9 protein-coding genes and 1 pseudogene are annotated in these 15572 nt (G+C 70.1%); 6 read left to right on the top strand and 4 right to left on the bottom strand.

Features of this window, described 5'->3' with window-relative positions:
- Positions 1-9: 9 nt before the first annotated feature.
- The gene (fxsA, locus tag ACTOQ1_RS01070) at positions 10-198 is read right to left on the bottom strand and encodes an FxSxx-COOH cyclophane-containing RiPP peptide (protein WP_440063713.1); all 189 of its coding nucleotides are present in this window, start codon (positions 196-198) and stop codon (positions 10-12) included.
- A gap of 263 nt (positions 199-461) precedes the next feature.
- Here fxsA and fxsT (ACTOQ1_RS01065) point away from each other — a divergent pair, with 263 nt between their 5' ends.
- Positions 462-2999, top strand: a complete 2538-nt coding sequence (fxsT, locus tag ACTOQ1_RS01065) for an FxSxx-COOH system tetratricopeptide repeat protein (protein ID WP_440063711.1) — start codon at positions 462-464, stop codon at positions 2997-2999.
- Here the strand turns inward: fxsT (ACTOQ1_RS01065) and ACTOQ1_RS01060 are convergent.
- Positions 2996-5473 carry an FxsB family cyclophane-forming radical SAM/SPASM peptide maturase gene (locus ACTOQ1_RS01060; protein ID WP_440063710.1) on the bottom strand — a complete coding sequence of 826 codons (2478 nt, stop codon included), beginning with the start codon at positions 5471-5473 and terminating at the stop codon, positions 2996-2998. The two genes, fxsT (ACTOQ1_RS01065) and ACTOQ1_RS01060, sit on opposite strands and share 4 nt — an antisense overlap.
- Before the next feature lie 282 nt (positions 5474-5755).
- Between ACTOQ1_RS01060 and ACTOQ1_RS01055 the strand changes: the two genes are divergently transcribed.
- The gene (locus ACTOQ1_RS01055; protein WP_440063708.1) at positions 5756-6952 is read left to right on the top strand and encodes an FxsB family cyclophane-forming radical SAM/SPASM peptide maturase; all 1197 of its coding nucleotides are present in this window, start codon (positions 5756-5758) and stop codon (positions 6950-6952) included.
- Positions 6949-8268 (top strand): HEXXH motif domain-containing protein, encoded by a 1320-nt coding sequence (locus ACTOQ1_RS01050; protein WP_440063707.1) that lies wholly within the window; start codon positions 6949-6951, stop codon positions 8266-8268. Before ACTOQ1_RS01055 ends, ACTOQ1_RS01050 begins: the two co-directional genes overlap by 4 nt.
- A 17-nt stretch (positions 8269-8285) precedes the next feature.
- On the opposite strand, the gene fxsT (ACTOQ1_RS01045) is transcribed toward ACTOQ1_RS01050, so the two are convergent.
- The gene (gene fxsT / locus ACTOQ1_RS01045) at positions 8286-10814 is read right to left on the bottom strand and encodes an FxSxx-COOH system tetratricopeptide repeat protein (RefSeq protein ID WP_440063705.1); all 2529 of its coding nucleotides are present in this window, start codon (positions 10812-10814) and stop codon (positions 8286-8288) included.
- Between the two features lie 204 nt (positions 10815-11018).
- Between fxsT (ACTOQ1_RS01045) and ACTOQ1_RS01040 the strand changes: the two genes are divergently transcribed.
- The 3 genes and pseudogenes from ACTOQ1_RS01040 to ACTOQ1_RS01030 form a co-directional block, all read left to right on the top strand.
- Positions 11019-11177 (top strand): hypothetical protein, encoded by a 159-nt coding sequence (locus ACTOQ1_RS01040; RefSeq protein WP_362693074.1) that lies wholly within the window; start codon positions 11019-11021, stop codon positions 11175-11177.
- Positions 11178-11372: 195 nt separating this feature from the next.
- The gene (locus tag ACTOQ1_RS01035; protein ID WP_440064751.1) at positions 11373-12263 is read left to right on the top strand and encodes an SIR2 family NAD-dependent protein deacylase; all 891 of its coding nucleotides are present in this window, start codon (positions 11373-11375) and stop codon (positions 12261-12263) included.
- A pseudogene (locus ACTOQ1_RS01030) lies at positions 12260-13999 on the top strand (nSTAND1 domain-containing NTPase); the annotation flags it as partial. The gene ACTOQ1_RS01035 and the pseudogene ACTOQ1_RS01030, both read left to right, overlap by 4 nt.
- Before the next feature lie 100 nt (positions 14000-14099).
- Here ACTOQ1_RS01030 and ACTOQ1_RS01025 read toward each other — a convergent pair.
- Positions 14100-15557: an MFS transporter gene (locus tag ACTOQ1_RS01025; RefSeq protein ID WP_440063704.1), complete on the bottom strand. Its 1458-nt coding sequence runs from the start codon at positions 15555-15557 to the stop codon at positions 14100-14102.
- Between the last annotated feature and the right edge of the window lie 15 nt (positions 15558-15572).

The following is a 15572-nucleotide window of genomic DNA, read 5'->3' as shown; positions in this document are numbered from 1 at the left end:
GGTGGGTGGTCACAAAGGTTTTGATATGAACGAATCGAATCCGGCCACCGGGCCGGTGTCATCTTCGTCGACTATTTCCCGCAGCGCGAGGCCGAGAACGGAATCGCCGATCCCGTCAAGATCGGCCAGGTTCATCTCCGTGAGGTCGATCAGGCCTTTGCTGAAATCAGCGTCGGCTATGACGGCTTCATCGCTCATGCGGACTCCCTCGCACCCCCGCGTTCCCGGCTCTCCGTGTGTCCCCGCCCCGCCCCATCGTTACACTCTTCCGATGGTCAGGCGAGCGCTTCGGGAGATAATTTGAAAGACGGGGCGGTATGGTTTACGGATAATACTCCTTTTTAGGATGTGACGGTGATGTCTTTTGGGGCGTAGCCATAAGACTCTGACCCCCTCGTTTATGCGCTTGCGGGGGCCGGGAGTCTAGGCTGATCCCAAATCAGGCGAGTGGAGGCGGTCGCGTGCCCATTTCACAGTCGTCGGGATCTTCCCGGTCACCGGGACGCCAGCCCCAGGTCTGGGGCAAGATCCCCCAGCAGAACAAGAACTTCACCGGCAGGGAAGACCTCCTCGACAAGCTGCACACCGGGGTCACCTCCGAGGTCACCGCGGTGGTGCCGCACGCCCTCCACGGGTTCGGCGGCGTCGGCAAGACCCACGTCGCGATCGAGTACGCCTACCGCTTCCGGCACGAGTACGACCTGGTCTGGTGGATTCCCGCGGACCAGCCGATGCTGGTGCGCTCCTCGCTGGCCGCGCTCGCCCCGCACCTGGGGGTGCCCTCCTCCTCCGCGATGGGAGTGGAGGACGCGTCCGCGGCCGTGCTGGACGCGCTGCGCCGCGGCGACCCCTACTCCCGCTGGCTGCTCGTCTTCGACAACGCCGAGCAGCCCGAGGACATCAACGAGATCGTCCCGCGAGGTCCCGGGCACGTCCTGATCACCTCCCGCAACCACGCCTGGCAGAGCGTGGTCGACACCCTGCCCGTCGACGTCTTCAGCCGGGCGGAGAGCATCGAGTTCCTCAGCAAGCGGGTGCCCAGCTCGACCAGCCTCGACGACAGGAACCGGCTGGCCGAGCAGCTCGGCGACCTGCCGCTGGCCCTGGAGCAGGCGGGTGCTCTGCAGACCGAGACCGGGATGTCCGTCGGGCAGTATCTCCGGCTGCTGCAGGAAGAGACGGCCCAGTTGCTCGGGGCCAACAAGGCGTCGGACTACCCGCTGTCCATGACCGCGGCGTGGTCGCTGTCGGTGTCCCAGCTCAAGGCGAAACTGCCCGAGGCCGTGGAGCTCCTGCGCTGCTGCGCCTTCTTCGGGCCGGATCCCATTCCCCGTGACGTGTTCGGGGTGCTTCCCGACGACTTCGCGCCCGGGTCGCGCCTCGGCCCGCTCCTCGACAACCCGATCCTGCTGAGCAAGGGCATCAAGGAGCTGGGACGCTACGCCCTGGCCAGGATCGACTCCGACAACCGGACCATCCAGGTGCACCGGCTGGTCCAGGCGCTCCTGCGTGACGAGCTGAGCGAGGAGGAGCACGCGTCCTTCCGCCACGAGGTGCACCTGCTGCTGGCGGCGGCGTCACCGGGCCTTCCCGACGACAACGTCCTGTGGCCGCGCTACGCGGAGCTGCTCAGCCACGTGACTCCCGCGCAGGTCGAGGTCAGCCGCGATCCCCGCATCCGCCGCTTCGCCCTGGACGTCGTGCGCTACCTCTACTCGTCGGGGGGCTACCAGTCGGCGAGGAATCTCGTGGGGCGCCTGATCGAGAGATGGCGGGCCGACAGCGGCGACGAGGACCAGAACGTGCTCTCCGCGCAACGGCACTCCGGGATCGTGCTGCGCGAGCTCGGCGACTACCGGGCCTCCTTCGAGCTCAACCGCAGGACCCTGTCGCGCATGCGGGAGGTCCTCGGGCCCGACCACGAGGAGACCCTGCTGCTCACCAACAGCCACGGCGGCGACCTGAGGATGCGCGGCGACTTCGCGGCCGCCCTGGAGCACGACGAGGAGTCCTTGCGCCAGCACCGGGTGCTGTTCGGCCCGAAGCACCGCCGAACGCTGCGGACCATGAACAACCTGGCGCTCGACTACATGTTGCTCGGCGACTACCGGAAGGCGAGCGAGCTGCAGCAGAGCGCGTACACGCTGCAGCGCTCCAGCGATTCCAAGTCGAGCCAGCAGTCCATCCTCACCTCGTGGAACGGCCTGGCCCGCATCGTGCGGCTGCGGGGCGAATACTCGGAGGCCTGCGACATCGGCGAGGACGCCTACGACTCCAGCGTCCAGGAGCTGGGGGCCGACCACCCCAGGACCCTGCGCGCGGCCAAGGACCTGTCCATCGCCAAGCGCAGGGCGGGGCTGATCGACGAGGCGTTCGAGATCGCCCAGCGGACGTTCGAGCTGGAGGAGCGCATCTTCGGCCGCGACCATCCCGACACGCTCGCGGCCGCCCTGTGCCTGGCCAACGCGCAGCGCACCAGAGGGGAGATCGACGAGGCGCTGGAGCTGCTGCGCGACACGGCGGCCCGCTACCCCCGGAGATACGGGGACGAGCACCCCTTCATCTTCGGCTGCAACATGAACCTGGCACTGCTGCTGCGGGTCAACGGAGACGTCGAGGAGGCGACCGAGCTCGACCTGAGATCTCTGGAGGGCTTCGACCGCACGCTGGGGCGCGAGCACCACTACTCGCTCACCTGCGCGATCAACCTCGCCAGTGACCTCGCCGCCGGCGGAGACGTCTCCCAGGCCGGGCGGCTGGGCCAGGAGACCCTGACCCAGTTGCGGGAGCTTCTGGGCGTCGACCACCCGCTCACCCTCGCCTGCGCGAACAACCTCGTCGTCGACCTGCGGGTACTGGGTGAGGTGGCACAGGCGGAGACACTGGAGGCCGACACCTTCGAGCGCTACCGGCGGGTGCTGGGCGAGGACCATCCCGACACGACGGTGGCGCTGAGGGGGGAGCGGCTCGACTTCGACTTCGACCCGCCCGCCCTCTAACCGTTGCGCCGGAGCCAGCGCGCGTAGTGGTCGTCCGAGCGTTCCCGGCTCATGGCCCGCGCGCGGGCCGGCACGCTCTCCCGCGCCCAGCCGTCGAGACGCCGCGCCATCCCGGCGGTGAAGTTCTCCCCGGCGGGGGTCAGCCGCCCGCTGTCGAGGAGGGTGCCGGTGACGAGACGCGAGGCCTCGCGCCACTGGAAGAACTCCGCGTTCGCGCGCAGGGCCGCCTCCCCCGACTCCAGGCCGCGCTGGCGCATCCAGAAGCCGGCCACGCCCAGGAAGGCGTACGCGCCCTGGAGCAGCCCCGGCACGGGGCGGGGATCCTCCCGCCAGGGGGCGTAGTAGCGGGAGCCGTCGTCGGGCAGGGTCAGGGGGACGAGGTCGAGCAGGGCCGAGAGCTTCGCGTGCTGTGTCTCGTGCGTCAACGTGACCGCGAGCGAGGACGCGTCCGGCGGCGTCGACAGGGCCACGCAGCCGAAGGTCTCCCGCGAGGACGAGCTCGACTGGCCCCTGGTGGGCGCGGTCAGCGGCGTGAGAACCGTGATCGCCGTGGACACCTCCTCGGCCACGATCCGGTGGTGGCGGACCAGCAGATCCCAGGCCTGGTGCAGTGTCGACTGCCATCGCTCGGTCTCGGCCTCGCTGAGACGCCCGCCGATGTTGGTCGTCTCCGGCATCCGGTAGGGGTCGAGATCGTCGATGACCAGGTAGAGCGACATGCCGTCCGCCTCGCTGGACAGCGAGCGCAGCCCCCTCCACCCCGGGGCGTCCTGGCGCGGGTCGTGGGGAATCCGGACGATGGTCCCGGCCGCCGTGATCTCGGTGTCGTCGGCGGCGCACTCGACCGTGGCCGCCGAGACGGTCGGTGGCAGGATCGCCTGCCCCAGTGACGGCAGTGTGACCACCCCCTCCACCGCGGGCACGTCGATCTCGCAGGTGGTGCCCGAACGGATCGCCGCGGCGGCGGCGAGTGCCGCGAGCTGTCCCGGAGCCGCGGCGCCGTCGCCGGCGTCGAGCATCTTGACCGTCCGGCGCGCCCAGGCGCCCACCGACGGGTGACGGAGGACGGCGTTGACGATCTCGGGGTGGCGGCGCTGGACGGTGGCGAGCAGGTCGTAGGCGCGGCGGGTGGCGGCGCTGTCGGGATGGCCATTGGCCCGTGCGGTCTCCAGCACCCCGCGTACGAGGAGGACGTGCTTGCTGTGCTGTGCCGCGGAGAGTTCGGCGACCGCGGTGGTGCCTCCACCGCCGCCGGCGAGTTCCGAGAACGTCCCGGCCGCGATCCGGTGCTCACGTAGGTGCATCGTGCCCTTTCCCTGCCGTTTCGATCGGGCCGAAAGGTCGGCTTCGACCGTTTTCTTGATGTGCCCGATGAGCCGGAGGAGGTCGGGGGAGTAGACGGAGGGGTTGGCGAAACCGTGGCCGGAACGGTAACGGTGGGCGTAGAGGCCCCCACCGCAGACCCGGGAGACCGGGCAGGCCCGGCAGGTCGTGGACAGGGCCGACTCGCCGATCTGGCGGGCGGCGATCGAGGGCAGGAGCAGGGCGTCGTCGAAGGAGTCGCGGGTCACGTGCAGCCCGGTTTCCGGCGCTCCCTGGTAGGCCGACTTCAGGGAGTCCGACTGCTCGATGCCGCCGTCGGTCTCCACGACGACCATCCCCGCCGGGGACAGGCCTATCTGCTCGCTCGACGACGAGCCGCCGAGCAGCGCGTGGATGATCTCGTTGAACGTCCGGACCCAGGTTGGCCGCCGCGGCGCGGCGTACCACCGGTCGAAGACCGGGATCAGCCAGTCGGCGTACGGCGTCGCCTCGGTGTCCGGAGCCCGGCCCGGAGGCGGCGCCGACCAGTTGCCGTGCGGGAGCAGGAAGTCGACGGCCGGCGGGTCGAAGGCGAGGAGCGCCTCGTAGGCCCCGATCGGGTCGTTTCTGAGGTCGACGGTGCACAGCAGGCCGCTGAAGAGGTGCCTGAAGGCGGGCGAGCCCAGCAGGCCGAGGGCGCGCAGGACGTCGGCGTGGCTTCCCTGGCCGTTGGCGCGGCGGCGGCCGCGGTCGTGCATGGTCTCGTCGCCGTCGAGGCTCACCCCGACCCGGACGCCCAGCTCGTCGAAGAGCCGCAGGTAGGGGAGGTCGAGCAGGGTGCCGTTCGTCTGCAGGCCGACCGCGGTCCTGGTGCCGGGGCCGACCGCCGAGCGGACCAGCGTGACGAGCTCGCGGATCGCGTCGTGACCGGCGAGCAGGGGCTCTCCCCCGTGCAGGATGAGCTCCACGTCGGCCAGGTTGTGGCGGTGGGCGTGCTGAGCGATTCTCGCGGCTGTGGCGGCGAAGATCTCCCGTGACATTTGTTTCGGTCGGCTCTGCCACGAGGAGTCGGCCATTTCGTACATGTAGCAATATTTGCAGGCAAGATCGCACCTGCTATGGATCTTCAGGATGAACTGCCTGAACGGAGTCGGCCGCCAGCCGCCTGCCATCAGCTCTCCGACATCGAGAGTCGACGGCCACTCGTGCATCGCTGATCAGCCCCCTGCTGAGACCACGTTATGTGACGCCCGAAAGATGTTTACACGATAGATGATGGCCGGTCGCCGTTCCAGGCTGAGGGGAAAACCAGTGATCATGTCGGGGAAGGGTACGTATTATCGAGGCTGAAACTTGACTATTGGGGCAAACTCATGCCAGATAGGGAATGGCGCAAGAGAGGTGTGCCGCGTTTGCCGGAGAAACTTGAACCCGTAATCCCCTCACCCCGAAGCGTGTTCCCGGCGACGCTCGATGTCGGGGGATTACTGGACTCGGGATGGCGGCCGGCGGCTTTCCGGCAGTTCATCCTGAAGATCCACAGCAGGTGTGATCTGGCCTGCCGCCACTGCTACATCTACGAGATGGCCGACCAGTCCTGGAAGGCCCAGCCGCGGCGCATGTCGAAGGCGATCGTCGACTGCACGGCCAGGCGCATCGCCGAGCACGCGCTCGCCCACGAGCTGGCCGAGGTCGAGGTCATCCTGCACGGGGGAGAGCCCCTGCTGGCCGGGCCCGAACTCATCTCCCACGCCGTGCGCGCCATCAGGGGGGCCGCCGCCGACGTCGGGACCCGCGTCCGCGTCGGTGTGCAGACCAACGGGCTGCGCCTGGACGAGACCTATCTGCGGCTCTTCGACAGCCTGGAGATCCGCGTCGGGGTGAGCATGGACGGCTACGCCGAGGGCCACGACCGGCACAGGCGCTACGCGGACGGCAGGGGGAGCCACGCGATCGTCGCGGACTCGCTCCGCAGGCTGACCACCGGCCCCTTCCACCACCTGTTCAGCGGCCTGCTGTGCACCATCGACGTCCGCAACGATCCGCTGGCGACCTACGAGGCGCTCCTCGACTTCGACCCGCCGGCCGTCGACTTCCTGCTCCCGCACGGCAACTGGTCGACCCCGCCGCCGTACCGCCTCCCGGAGGCGGAGGCGACGCCGTACGCCGACTGGCTGATGCCGATCTTCGACCGGTGGTACGGCTCGGCCGCCGACCAGACGGAGATCCGGCTGTTCCGCGAGATCATGCGCCTGCTGGCGGGAGGCGCCTCGCGCAGCGAGACGGTGGGACTCTCTCCCGCCCGGATGGCCGTCGTGGAGACCGACGGCAGCATCGAGCAGTCGGACATCCTGAAGTCCAGCTACCACGGGGCGGCCGCGACGCGCCTGCATCTGCTCCGCGACTCGTTCGACGTCGCGCTCAGGCACCCCGCCATGGCCGCCCGGCAGATCGGCGAGCTCGCGCTGGCTCCCGTCTGCCTGGCCTGCGACATCCGTTCGGTCTGCGGTGGCGGGTTGTACGCGCACAGGTACAGCGAGGCCGCCGGTTTCAAGGGGCCCTCGGTCTACTGTCCGGACCTCTACCGGCTGATCACCCACATTCGTACAAGCTTCGCGAGAGATGTCGCCCGGCTGAAGGGAAGTCGATGAGGCTCGGTTCGCAGGGAGTGTCCGGCACGACGGTTCTCACGCTGGCGGCCGGCGAGGGGGGAGCCGAGGCCGTGGCCGAGCTGAGCGCGGTCCAGCGCGTCAAGAACAGGCTGTTGGTACGCGGTGTCGCGACCGAGGCGCGATCGGCGGGGCATCCCGGCGCCGCCCTGGCGGCTCGTGCCTACGACCTCCTGGCGGACCTGGAGGGGGAGGCGGGCGAGGAGGTCGAGCGCGTGCTGCGCTACCCGGCGGTGGGGGCGTGGGCGTGGCGGACCTACCGGTCCCTGAGGAGCGGGAACGGCACGCACGACGACCCCGCGCAACTGGGCGCGCTGGCCGCGGTGGCCGCGGTGCGGGCGCGGACCGCCTGCCGCGTCCGGCTGCCCGTCCGCGACGGCGCGATCATGCTGCCGTCCCTGGGGCGCCTCGTCCTGCCCGGCGGCGCGGGAGACGCGGCCGACGTCACGGTGAGGCCGGACGGGGACGGCGCCGAACTCGACGCCTGCGGCCTGACGGTCCGCGTCCACCCCTCCGGCGACCGGCCCGGCTGGCAGGCGCTGCACAGGCTCCGGGTGACCATGGGATTCGACCTGGTCGTCGACGACCTCGACCCGTACCGGTGGTCGGCGGAGGACGTCGTGGAGCCGCGGCTGGAGCGCGAGCGGCTTCGCGCGTGGGAGACGCACACGCGGGAGGCGTGGCGCGTCCTGGCCGCCCACCACGGGACCGTGGCGGAGGAGGTGAGCTCCGCGGTGTCGGTGCTCACCCCCGTCAAGGCGCCGGAGAGGGGACAGAACAGCGCCTCCTCGCGCGAGACGTTCGGGACCATCGCCATGTCGGACCCGTGGCACGGCGTGGGACTCGCCGCCACGTTCGCGCACGAGATCCAGCACGCCAAGCTCACCGCGCTGACCGAGGTGATCCCGCTGACCCTGCCGGACGACGGCAGGCGCTACTACGCGCCCTGGCGGGACGACCCGCGCCCCGTCTACGGCCTGCTGCAGGGGTCGTACGCCTATCTCGGGGTGGCGGAGTTCTGGCGGAGGCAGCACCGGTTCGAGCGGGACGAGGAGGCCTTCCGGGCGCGGGTTGAGCTCGCCCGCTGGAGGCGGGCCGCCTACGCGGTCACCGGCACGCTGCTGGCCAGTGGGGGCCTGAACGAGCGCGGGGAGGAGTTCGTGGCCCGGATGAGGAAGACGCTGGAGGAGTGTGCCGCGGAACCGGTGGACGCCGCCGCGGAGAGCCAGGCCCTCCGCGAGGCCGAGCACCACCTCGACGCGTGGAAGAGGCGCAACCCCCGGTTCCGGGCGGATTAGGCGGGGCGGAGCGGCGGTCAGATCGGCGGGGGGTCGAAGTCGCAGTCGATGCGGCGGCCCTCGCTCGCGAGGAGCGCGTCGGGGTGGCCGGCCTCCAGCGGGCGTTCGTACCGCCGCATCGTGTCTTCGTGCAGGATCTCGGCCTCCCGCTTCTCGCCGGCGGCCCTCAGGTCGAGGACGAGGTTGCCGGCGCAGGCCAGGCTCAGGAAGTGGTTCTCGCCGAAGAGGGCCCTCAGCCGGGCGAGCGTCTCCCTGCCGAGCGCGCACGCCCGGGCGGCCTCCCCCATCGCCGCGAGATCCGCCTGGAGGCTGACGGCGCACGTCAGCGGGTAGTGGTGCTCCTGGCCGACCTTGGCGACCAGGCCCTTCACCGCCCGCTCGTTCAGGCGTCTGGCCGTCGCGACATCGCCTCGCAGGCGATGCAGGATCGCCAGGTTGCCGCCGCAGGCGAGGCTGTAGGGGTGCTCCTCGCCGAACACCCGGGGGTAGAGGGCGACCGTCCTGTCGGCCGTCGCGAACGCCTCGTCGAGGTCGCCGACGGTTCGCAGGGCGTTGGAGAGGTTGATCGCGGCCGCCATCGTGTCGGGGTGCTCGTCCCCGAAGAGCCGCTGCAGGCGGGTGTGCGTGTCGCGCGCGAGGTCCAGCGCCTCGGCCACCTCTCCCGAGCGCCGCTTGGCGATGGACAGGTCCTTCGCCGTCAGCAGCGTGGCGTGATGGTCGAGTGTCAGCTCCTGGACGCCGTAGGCGTAGGCCTCCTCGCCCAGGTCGCACGCCTCGGTGTAGTCGCCGCAGAGCCGCACGGCCCTGGCCAGGCCGTTCCACGACAGCAGCAGGATGGTCCTGCCGATGCCGCCCCCCGCGTCGCTCATCTCCAGGTACGTCTCCTGGTGCAGGCGTCGCGCCTGCGTGTAGTCGCTGGTGAGGGCGTAGTCGAGGGCCAGGTTGTTGAGCACGCGCAGGGTGGACGGGTGGTCGGCGCCCCGGCTGGCGGCGTGGGCCGCCCGGGACTCCTCGTCCAGTCTCCTGGCGGCGATGAAGTCGCCGCGCGCCCGCAGGGACGCCCCGTAGCCGTTGGTCGTCAGGAGCGTCTCGTCGTGGCCGGGACCGAAGACCTCGCGCATGGCGTCGAGGGTCCGGTGGTCGATCTCGTACGCCGCGGAGTACTGGCCGAGCCCTCGCAGCACGTTGCCCAGGTGCTTGTGCGCGACGAGCACGTCCGGGTGTCTCGCCCCGCTGACCTCGGTCCATCTCTTGGCGAAGCTCTCGAGGAAGGCGCGGGCCGACTGGTAGTTGCCCGATATGTAGAGATAACGGGTGACGTTGAGGGCGAACTGCCTGACGGTGGGATCCGTGCACTCCTCCAGGCCGGAGGGGGTGACGTGGGCGACCAGCTCCTCGAAACGGCGCCACCTGGCGCTCTCGTCGGGATCGTTCGGGGCGCTGCCGGCCAGCAGCACGTGCACCTCGTGCCGGATCTCCGCCTGGTCCTCCTCCGGCAGGTCGTCGCGCAGGAGGGCCTGGATCAGGCGGTGGACCTGGATGGTGCGGGTGGCGGGCTCGATCCTGGCCAGCGCGAAGCGCCTCAGCTCGCTCAGCGCCGTGGCGAGCAGGATCGGATCGGACAGGATCTTGCCGAGCCGGGGGACGACGGCCTTGTTGCCCCTGCGGAAGACGTCGCGGGGAATGGGCTCGGGGCCGAAGAAGGCGCAGCACCGCAGGAGGGTGATGGCCTCGGGGAGGCGATCCTCCAGGAGCGACACCGACACCTTCCAGGCCGCCGTCATCGACAACGGGTATCCCGGCGCCCGGTTCGCCCCCAGCAGCCTGCTCGCCTGCTCGTCGAGCTGCTCCAGGTACTCGTCGACCGACATGCCGGTCTCGTACTGCAGCGCGCCGGCCTGCTCCAGGGCCAGGGGAAGGTCGCCGAGCTGCTCGGCCAGCCGCGAGGCGTCGTCGTCGGGGACCTCCCGGCGCAGGCGCTTCTTCAGGAACGCCACGCTCTCCTCGCGGGTGAAGACGTCGACCTGGAGGGTCTCGAAGTGGTCCTCCCACTTGGGGTTGCGCGAGGTGATCAGGACGTGGCCCGGCCCGCGCGGGATGAACTCCTGGACCTGCCCCGGCTCCTCGGCGTTGTCGAAGATCAGCAGCCAGCGCCGGTAGGGGACGCCGCTCTGCAGCGTCCTGCGCACCGCCTCGGCGGCCTCCTCGACGCCGGTGGCGGAGGCCGGCGGCAGGCCCAGGTGGGGCGCCATCGCCGCCAGCGCGGACGGCACCAGCACGCGCTGGTCGGAGGGGATCCACCAGACGAGGTCGTAGTGCGACCGGTAGCGGTGGGCGTACTCGATGGCCAGGTGGGTCTTGCCGACACCGCCCCACCCCTGCAGCGCCTGGGGCTGGGGCACGACGGCGGTGACGGTGCTGATGCCCTGGCGGAGTTTGACGAGCATGTCGTCTCGCCCGGTGAAGTTCCTGTTGCGGGGGGGCACCTTCTCCCAGACCTCGGGCTGTCGTTCCGGCACCGTGTTCGCCGCGTGTGAAAGCTCCACCACCTCGGGCCTCCGCCTTTTTCTAGCCAAAGGGATCGTACGGTCATCCTAAAGGTTGATTCGAAGAGTGGGGTATTACAGAATCACATTGAGGAAAAACACGGCCCGGGGATTTTCGAAAGCGGTGTCGCATCACACTTTTGGGACATCCGCAATCTCGATCCGGGCCAGACCGGATGCGACGCGACACGAATGGGAGCACGCATGCGCGATGACAATTCAAGGTCGGACGGTCTCGTCGACCTTGAGGGCCTCTCCCTGGAGAGGCTCACGGAGGTCGACGAGGCCTGGCTGCGGAGGATGCTGGAGCCGCTGCTGCTGGAGACGGCGGAGCCGACGGCGGGATTCACGAGTTCGATCTGAGGAATCACCTTGCCGTTTCACCCGGGTTGCGGCAGAAAGGTGATCGTGAATCATTCGTCCACTCCGGTCGCGTCGGCGATACGAGGGGTGCCTTCCCGCGCGGGGGGGATTGACCATGCCAATAGAGTCGTACGGCATCGAGTCCATGACCTGATTGGACCTCTTGTCCGTGAGGCGGTGCCCTGCGTGCACGACATGGGGGAGGCCGAGTGGGAGCGCCTGCTCGACCAGTTGAACAGCGGAGACTGCACGCCCTTCCTGGGATCCGGGGCGTGCGTGGGGACTCTGCCGACGGGGACGGCGCTGAGCCGCGACATGGCACGCCGATGGGACTATCCCTTCGAGGACGATCACGATCTCCCCCGGGTGACGCAGTTCGCGGTGATGAGATACGGGGATTCCGTATATGTGAAGAGGCGCGTCTGCGACGAGCTCGACGCCGGGGGCGCGCCCGACTTCCTGGACCCCCTGGAGCCGCACGGCCTGCTCGCGAGCTTCCCGCTCCCGGTGTACCTGACGACGAACTACGACGACTTCATCCTGCGCTCGCTCGAAGCGGTGGGGAAAAGGCCGAACGTGGCCATCTGCCCGTGGAACAAAGGGCTGGCCTACGCGGAGGATCTGTTCAGCAGCGAGGCGGGCTGGAACCCCAGGCCCGATGCCCCGCTCATCTACCACCTGCACGGCAATCTGCAGGATCCGGCGTCGATCGTGCTGGCCGAGGACGACTACCTGGAGTTCCTCACCAACCTCGCGGTGGACGGCGTCGCGGGCGGCCAGCGGATGCTGCCCACCTCCATCCTCGCGGCGCTGACCAGGAGGCCCCTGCTGTTCATCGGATACAGCCTGCAGGACTGGACGTTCCGGGTGCTCTTCCACGGGCTGTTGAAGGCCGTTCCCGGGATCAACCGCCGCAGGCACGTGAGCGTCCAGCTCGCGCCCTCGCTCGCCAGCACGAAGGCGGACGTGCTGGAGGTCCAGCGCCAGCTGGCCAGATACTACGAAGACTGGCGGATCTCCATCTTCTGGGGGACGGCGGAGGAGTTCTGCCGTGAGCTGCGCCGGCGGATGGGACCGGTACCGTGACCCCTGACGCGAGCCCCGGCCGAGACCGGCCCGACGTGGACGACCAGCCGTACGTCGGGCTGCGGGCCTTTCGCCGCGAGGACGGTTCCAAGTTCTTCGGCCGCGACAGGGAGGCCTGCGAGGTCTCCGACCTGTGGCAGGCCGGGCGCCTGACCGTGCTGTACGGGCCGTCCGGGGTGGGCAAGACCTCGCTGATCCAGGCCGGGGTGCTCCCGCTGCTGGACGCGGGCAGGACCGACATCCTGCCGATAGGCCGGGTGTCGCACGGCTCGCCCTTCCCGTCCGCCGCGCTCTCGCGGCACAACCCTCACGTGTTCGCGCTGCTGTCGTCGTGGTCCCCCTCGGAGACGCCCACCCGGCTGGCCGGGCTGACGATCCGCGAGTTCCTGAGCCGGCGCCCGCCCCGCCAGGACCCGTACGGCGACCCGGTCCTCACCCTGGCCGCGATCGACCAGGCGGAGGAGCTCTTCGGTGACTTCGCCCACCGCCAGCCGTACCGGGAGTGGTTCATCAGCCAGCTCGTCGAGGCGCTGGACGACGATCCGAACCTGCGCCTCCTCGTCTCGATCAGGGAGGACCACCTCGCCTCGATCCTCCCCCACGAGCCGAAACTGGCGGGCATGGCCAGGAACCGGTTCTCGCTGACCGCCCTCGACACGGCCGCCGCGGTCCGGGCGACCGAGGGGCCGCTGGAGGGGACGGGACGCTCTTTCGCCCCCGGCGCGGCGCGGGGCCTGGTGGACGACCTGCGCATGATCAGGGTCGGCAGGGCGCTCGGCGAGGAGGTCGTCGCCGACGCCAAGGCGGTCGAGCCCGTCCAGCTGCAGGTCGTGTGCTCGGCCATGTGGCGCTCGCTGCCCGAGGACGTGCGGGTCATCTCCTCCGACCACGTCCGCAGGTTCGCCAACGCGGACCGGTCGCTCACCGACTTCTTCGAACGGATGATCGCCGAGGTGGCCCGCGACCACTTCGGCGACGACGTCGCCGAGCTCAGGAGCTGGCTGCGCCGCTGCCTGATCACCGAGCTCGGCACCCGCGAGGTCGTCTACCAGGGGGAGACCGTCACCGCGGGCATGCCGAACGCGGTGGTCAGGGCGCTGGTCGACCGCCACATCCTGCGCGAGGACATCAAGGCCGGCACGCGATGGTGCGAGCTGTCGCACGAGCGCCTCATCCAGCCGATCCTGCAGAACGACCACGTCGTCGTCGCGCGGGCCGAGAGCCGCTCCCTTCCCGACGACTACCTGCGGGCCGCCGAGCTCTCCTTCCGCGACGGGGAGTTCGCCCTGGCCGCGAAGCAGGCGGAGGAGGCGCTGGCGCGGTGCGGGGACAACACCAGGATGCGGGCGGAGATCGAGTCCTTCCTCGGCAACGTCGCGCACCGGCGGGAGGACTTCGAGAAGGCCGTCTCCCACTACCGCACCGCCGCGGTCCACTTCGAGACGCTGGGGGCGACCTCGGCCGTCGGCGGCCTCCTCGCCGGGATCGGCCGGCTGCGGCTGGCCCAGGGACGCCCCTCGGCCGCGGTCCGGGAACTGTACTCGGCGATACGCCGGGTGCCCAACGACCTGAACATCGAGACCGAGCTCGCCTGGGCGCTCTGGTACGACGGCCATCCCGACGCGGCGCGCGACGTTCTCAACGACGTCCTGGGCAGGGAGGGGAACATCACCGAGGCGTTGCGAGCGCGGGGCGAGATCCTCGCCGGCCTCGGCCGGGCGGAGGCGGCGCTGCGTGACCTCGACCGGGTCCGGCCGCTGCAGTGGCCGTCCACCCGGGCCGCCCACGCTCTCGCGCTCGCCCTCCTGGGGCGTCTCCCCGAGGCGGAACGGGAGATCAGGGCCGTGCCGGCCGAGGCGGGAGATCACGGTCCGGCGTTGCTGTACGCCGCCCGGGTTCACGCCCTGGCCGGTGACGCCGCGTCGGCGGCAGATCTGGCCCGGAGGGCGAGGGCGGCGCGAGCGCCCGGCCTGCCTGCCCATCTCGCGGCGGAAGCGGATCGGCTGCTCGCCCGGTCGTGAGCATCCGCGCGCCCACCTGGGCACCGGTCGCCCTGACCCTCCTGGCAGTCCCGGCGAGACCCAGCCGCGCGTGGAGACGCAGCAGCGACGCGAACGTCACCCCTGCGGCGATGACGAACATCACGACGGTCAGGATGACGGCCGCCACCCGGATACCGAACACGGCGACCAGGATCCCGCCGAGCGGGGCGGCGACGCACACGGCGCCGTGCGCGACGAGCCGGTGCACGCTCATCACCCGTCCGAGCTTGCCCTGGTCGACGGTGTCGACCTCGAAGGTCCTGATGGCCACGTTGCTGAGCGCCCCGGTGCACCCGGTCAGCAGTATCGCGAGCCCGAAGAAGAGCGGACCCTCCCCGTACGCCGCGATGAGGAGCGCCAGCACCCATATCCACAGCTGGGCGAAGAGCGTGAAGTTCCTCGGTTCGAGCCTGAGGTAGGGGGCCAGGCCCGATCCCGCCACACCGCCCATGCCCCCGGCGGCCAGGACCAGGCCGACCTGGTACGAGGGCAGGTTCGCCGACCCGGCGATGAAGATCATGATGAGTGCGTTGATCATCAGGTTGGTGACCATGGTCAGGGCCATGGCCTTGCGCAGGAACGGGTGCCGGGAGAGTTCCTTGAAGCCGTCGGCTATCTCCCGCAGCAGGTGCCTTCCCGCCAGGCTCCGCACTCCGGCCACCAGCTCGCGGAGCGCGTGCGACAGCGGCCGGCCCTTCCCCTTCCCGGCCGCCACGCTGAGGGGGGAGAGGAGGGCGAGGAAGAACAGCGCCGCGTTCACCGCGAAGGACATCGCGTGCATGAGCCCGAAGAGCCATCCTCCGAGCGGCCTGCCGGCCAGCACCGCGATGTGTGAGATCGTCTCGCTCCTGGCCATCACGATGGAGGCCTGGTTCCTCGGGACGAGGGACGAGATCAGCGCGGTCTCCGCCAGCGAGTAGACCACCCACAGCGTGCCCTCGAGGAAGGCCGCCACCAGGAGGTGGGGCAGCGACGGATGGCCGAGGACGAGGGCGAGGAAGACGCTGAGGACGGTCAGCCCTCGCAGGGTCTCGGTGAGGAGCATGAGCGAACGCGGATCCACCCGGTCCGCCAGGACGCCCGCCGGAATGTAGAAGACCAGGATCGGGAAGGTCAGGGCGAAACTGGTCCAGCCCGCCTGCACCGGAGAACCGGTCAGTGCCAATGCCAGGAGGGGATAGGCGACGCTCACGGCTCGTGACCCCACGGTCGAGAACGTCATCCCCAGCCAGACGCGGGCGATTCTTATCATCGGCTAGCTCGACGT

Origin of the sequence: Streptosporangium sp. OZ121 (assembly GCF_051918885.1) — a bacterium.
Classification (GTDB): Bacteria; Actinomycetota; Actinomycetes; order Streptosporangiales; family Streptosporangiaceae; genus Streptosporangium.
The sequence above is the reverse complement of the archived record's forward strand: the minus strand, read 5'-3'. Positions and strand labels throughout refer to the sequence as shown.

Bases quoted from the DNA above. Each gene is read 5' to 3' on its own strand.
- ACTOQ1_RS01035 (WP_440064751.1), top strand. From the start codon at position 11,373: ATGGGGGAGGCCGAGTGGGAGCGCCTGCTCGACCAGTTGAACAGCGGA.
- ACTOQ1_RS01060 (WP_440063710.1), bottom strand. From the start codon at position 5,473: ATGGCAGGCGGCTGGCGGCCGACTCCGTTCAGGCAGTTCATCCTGAAG.
- fxsA (WP_440063713.1), bottom strand. From the start codon at position 198: ATGAGCGATGAAGCCGTCATAGCCGACGCTGATTTCAGCAAAGGCCTG.
- ACTOQ1_RS01040 (WP_362693074.1), top strand. From the start codon at position 11,019: ATGCGCGATGACAATTCAAGGTCGGACGGTCTCGTCGACCTTGAGGGC.
- ACTOQ1_RS01025 (WP_440063704.1), bottom strand. From the start codon at position 15,557: ATGATAAGAATCGCCCGCGTCTGGCTGGGGATGACGTTCTCGACCGTG.
- ACTOQ1_RS01050 (WP_440063707.1), top strand. From the start codon at position 6,949: ATGAGGCTCGGTTCGCAGGGAGTGTCCGGCACGACGGTTCTCACGCTG.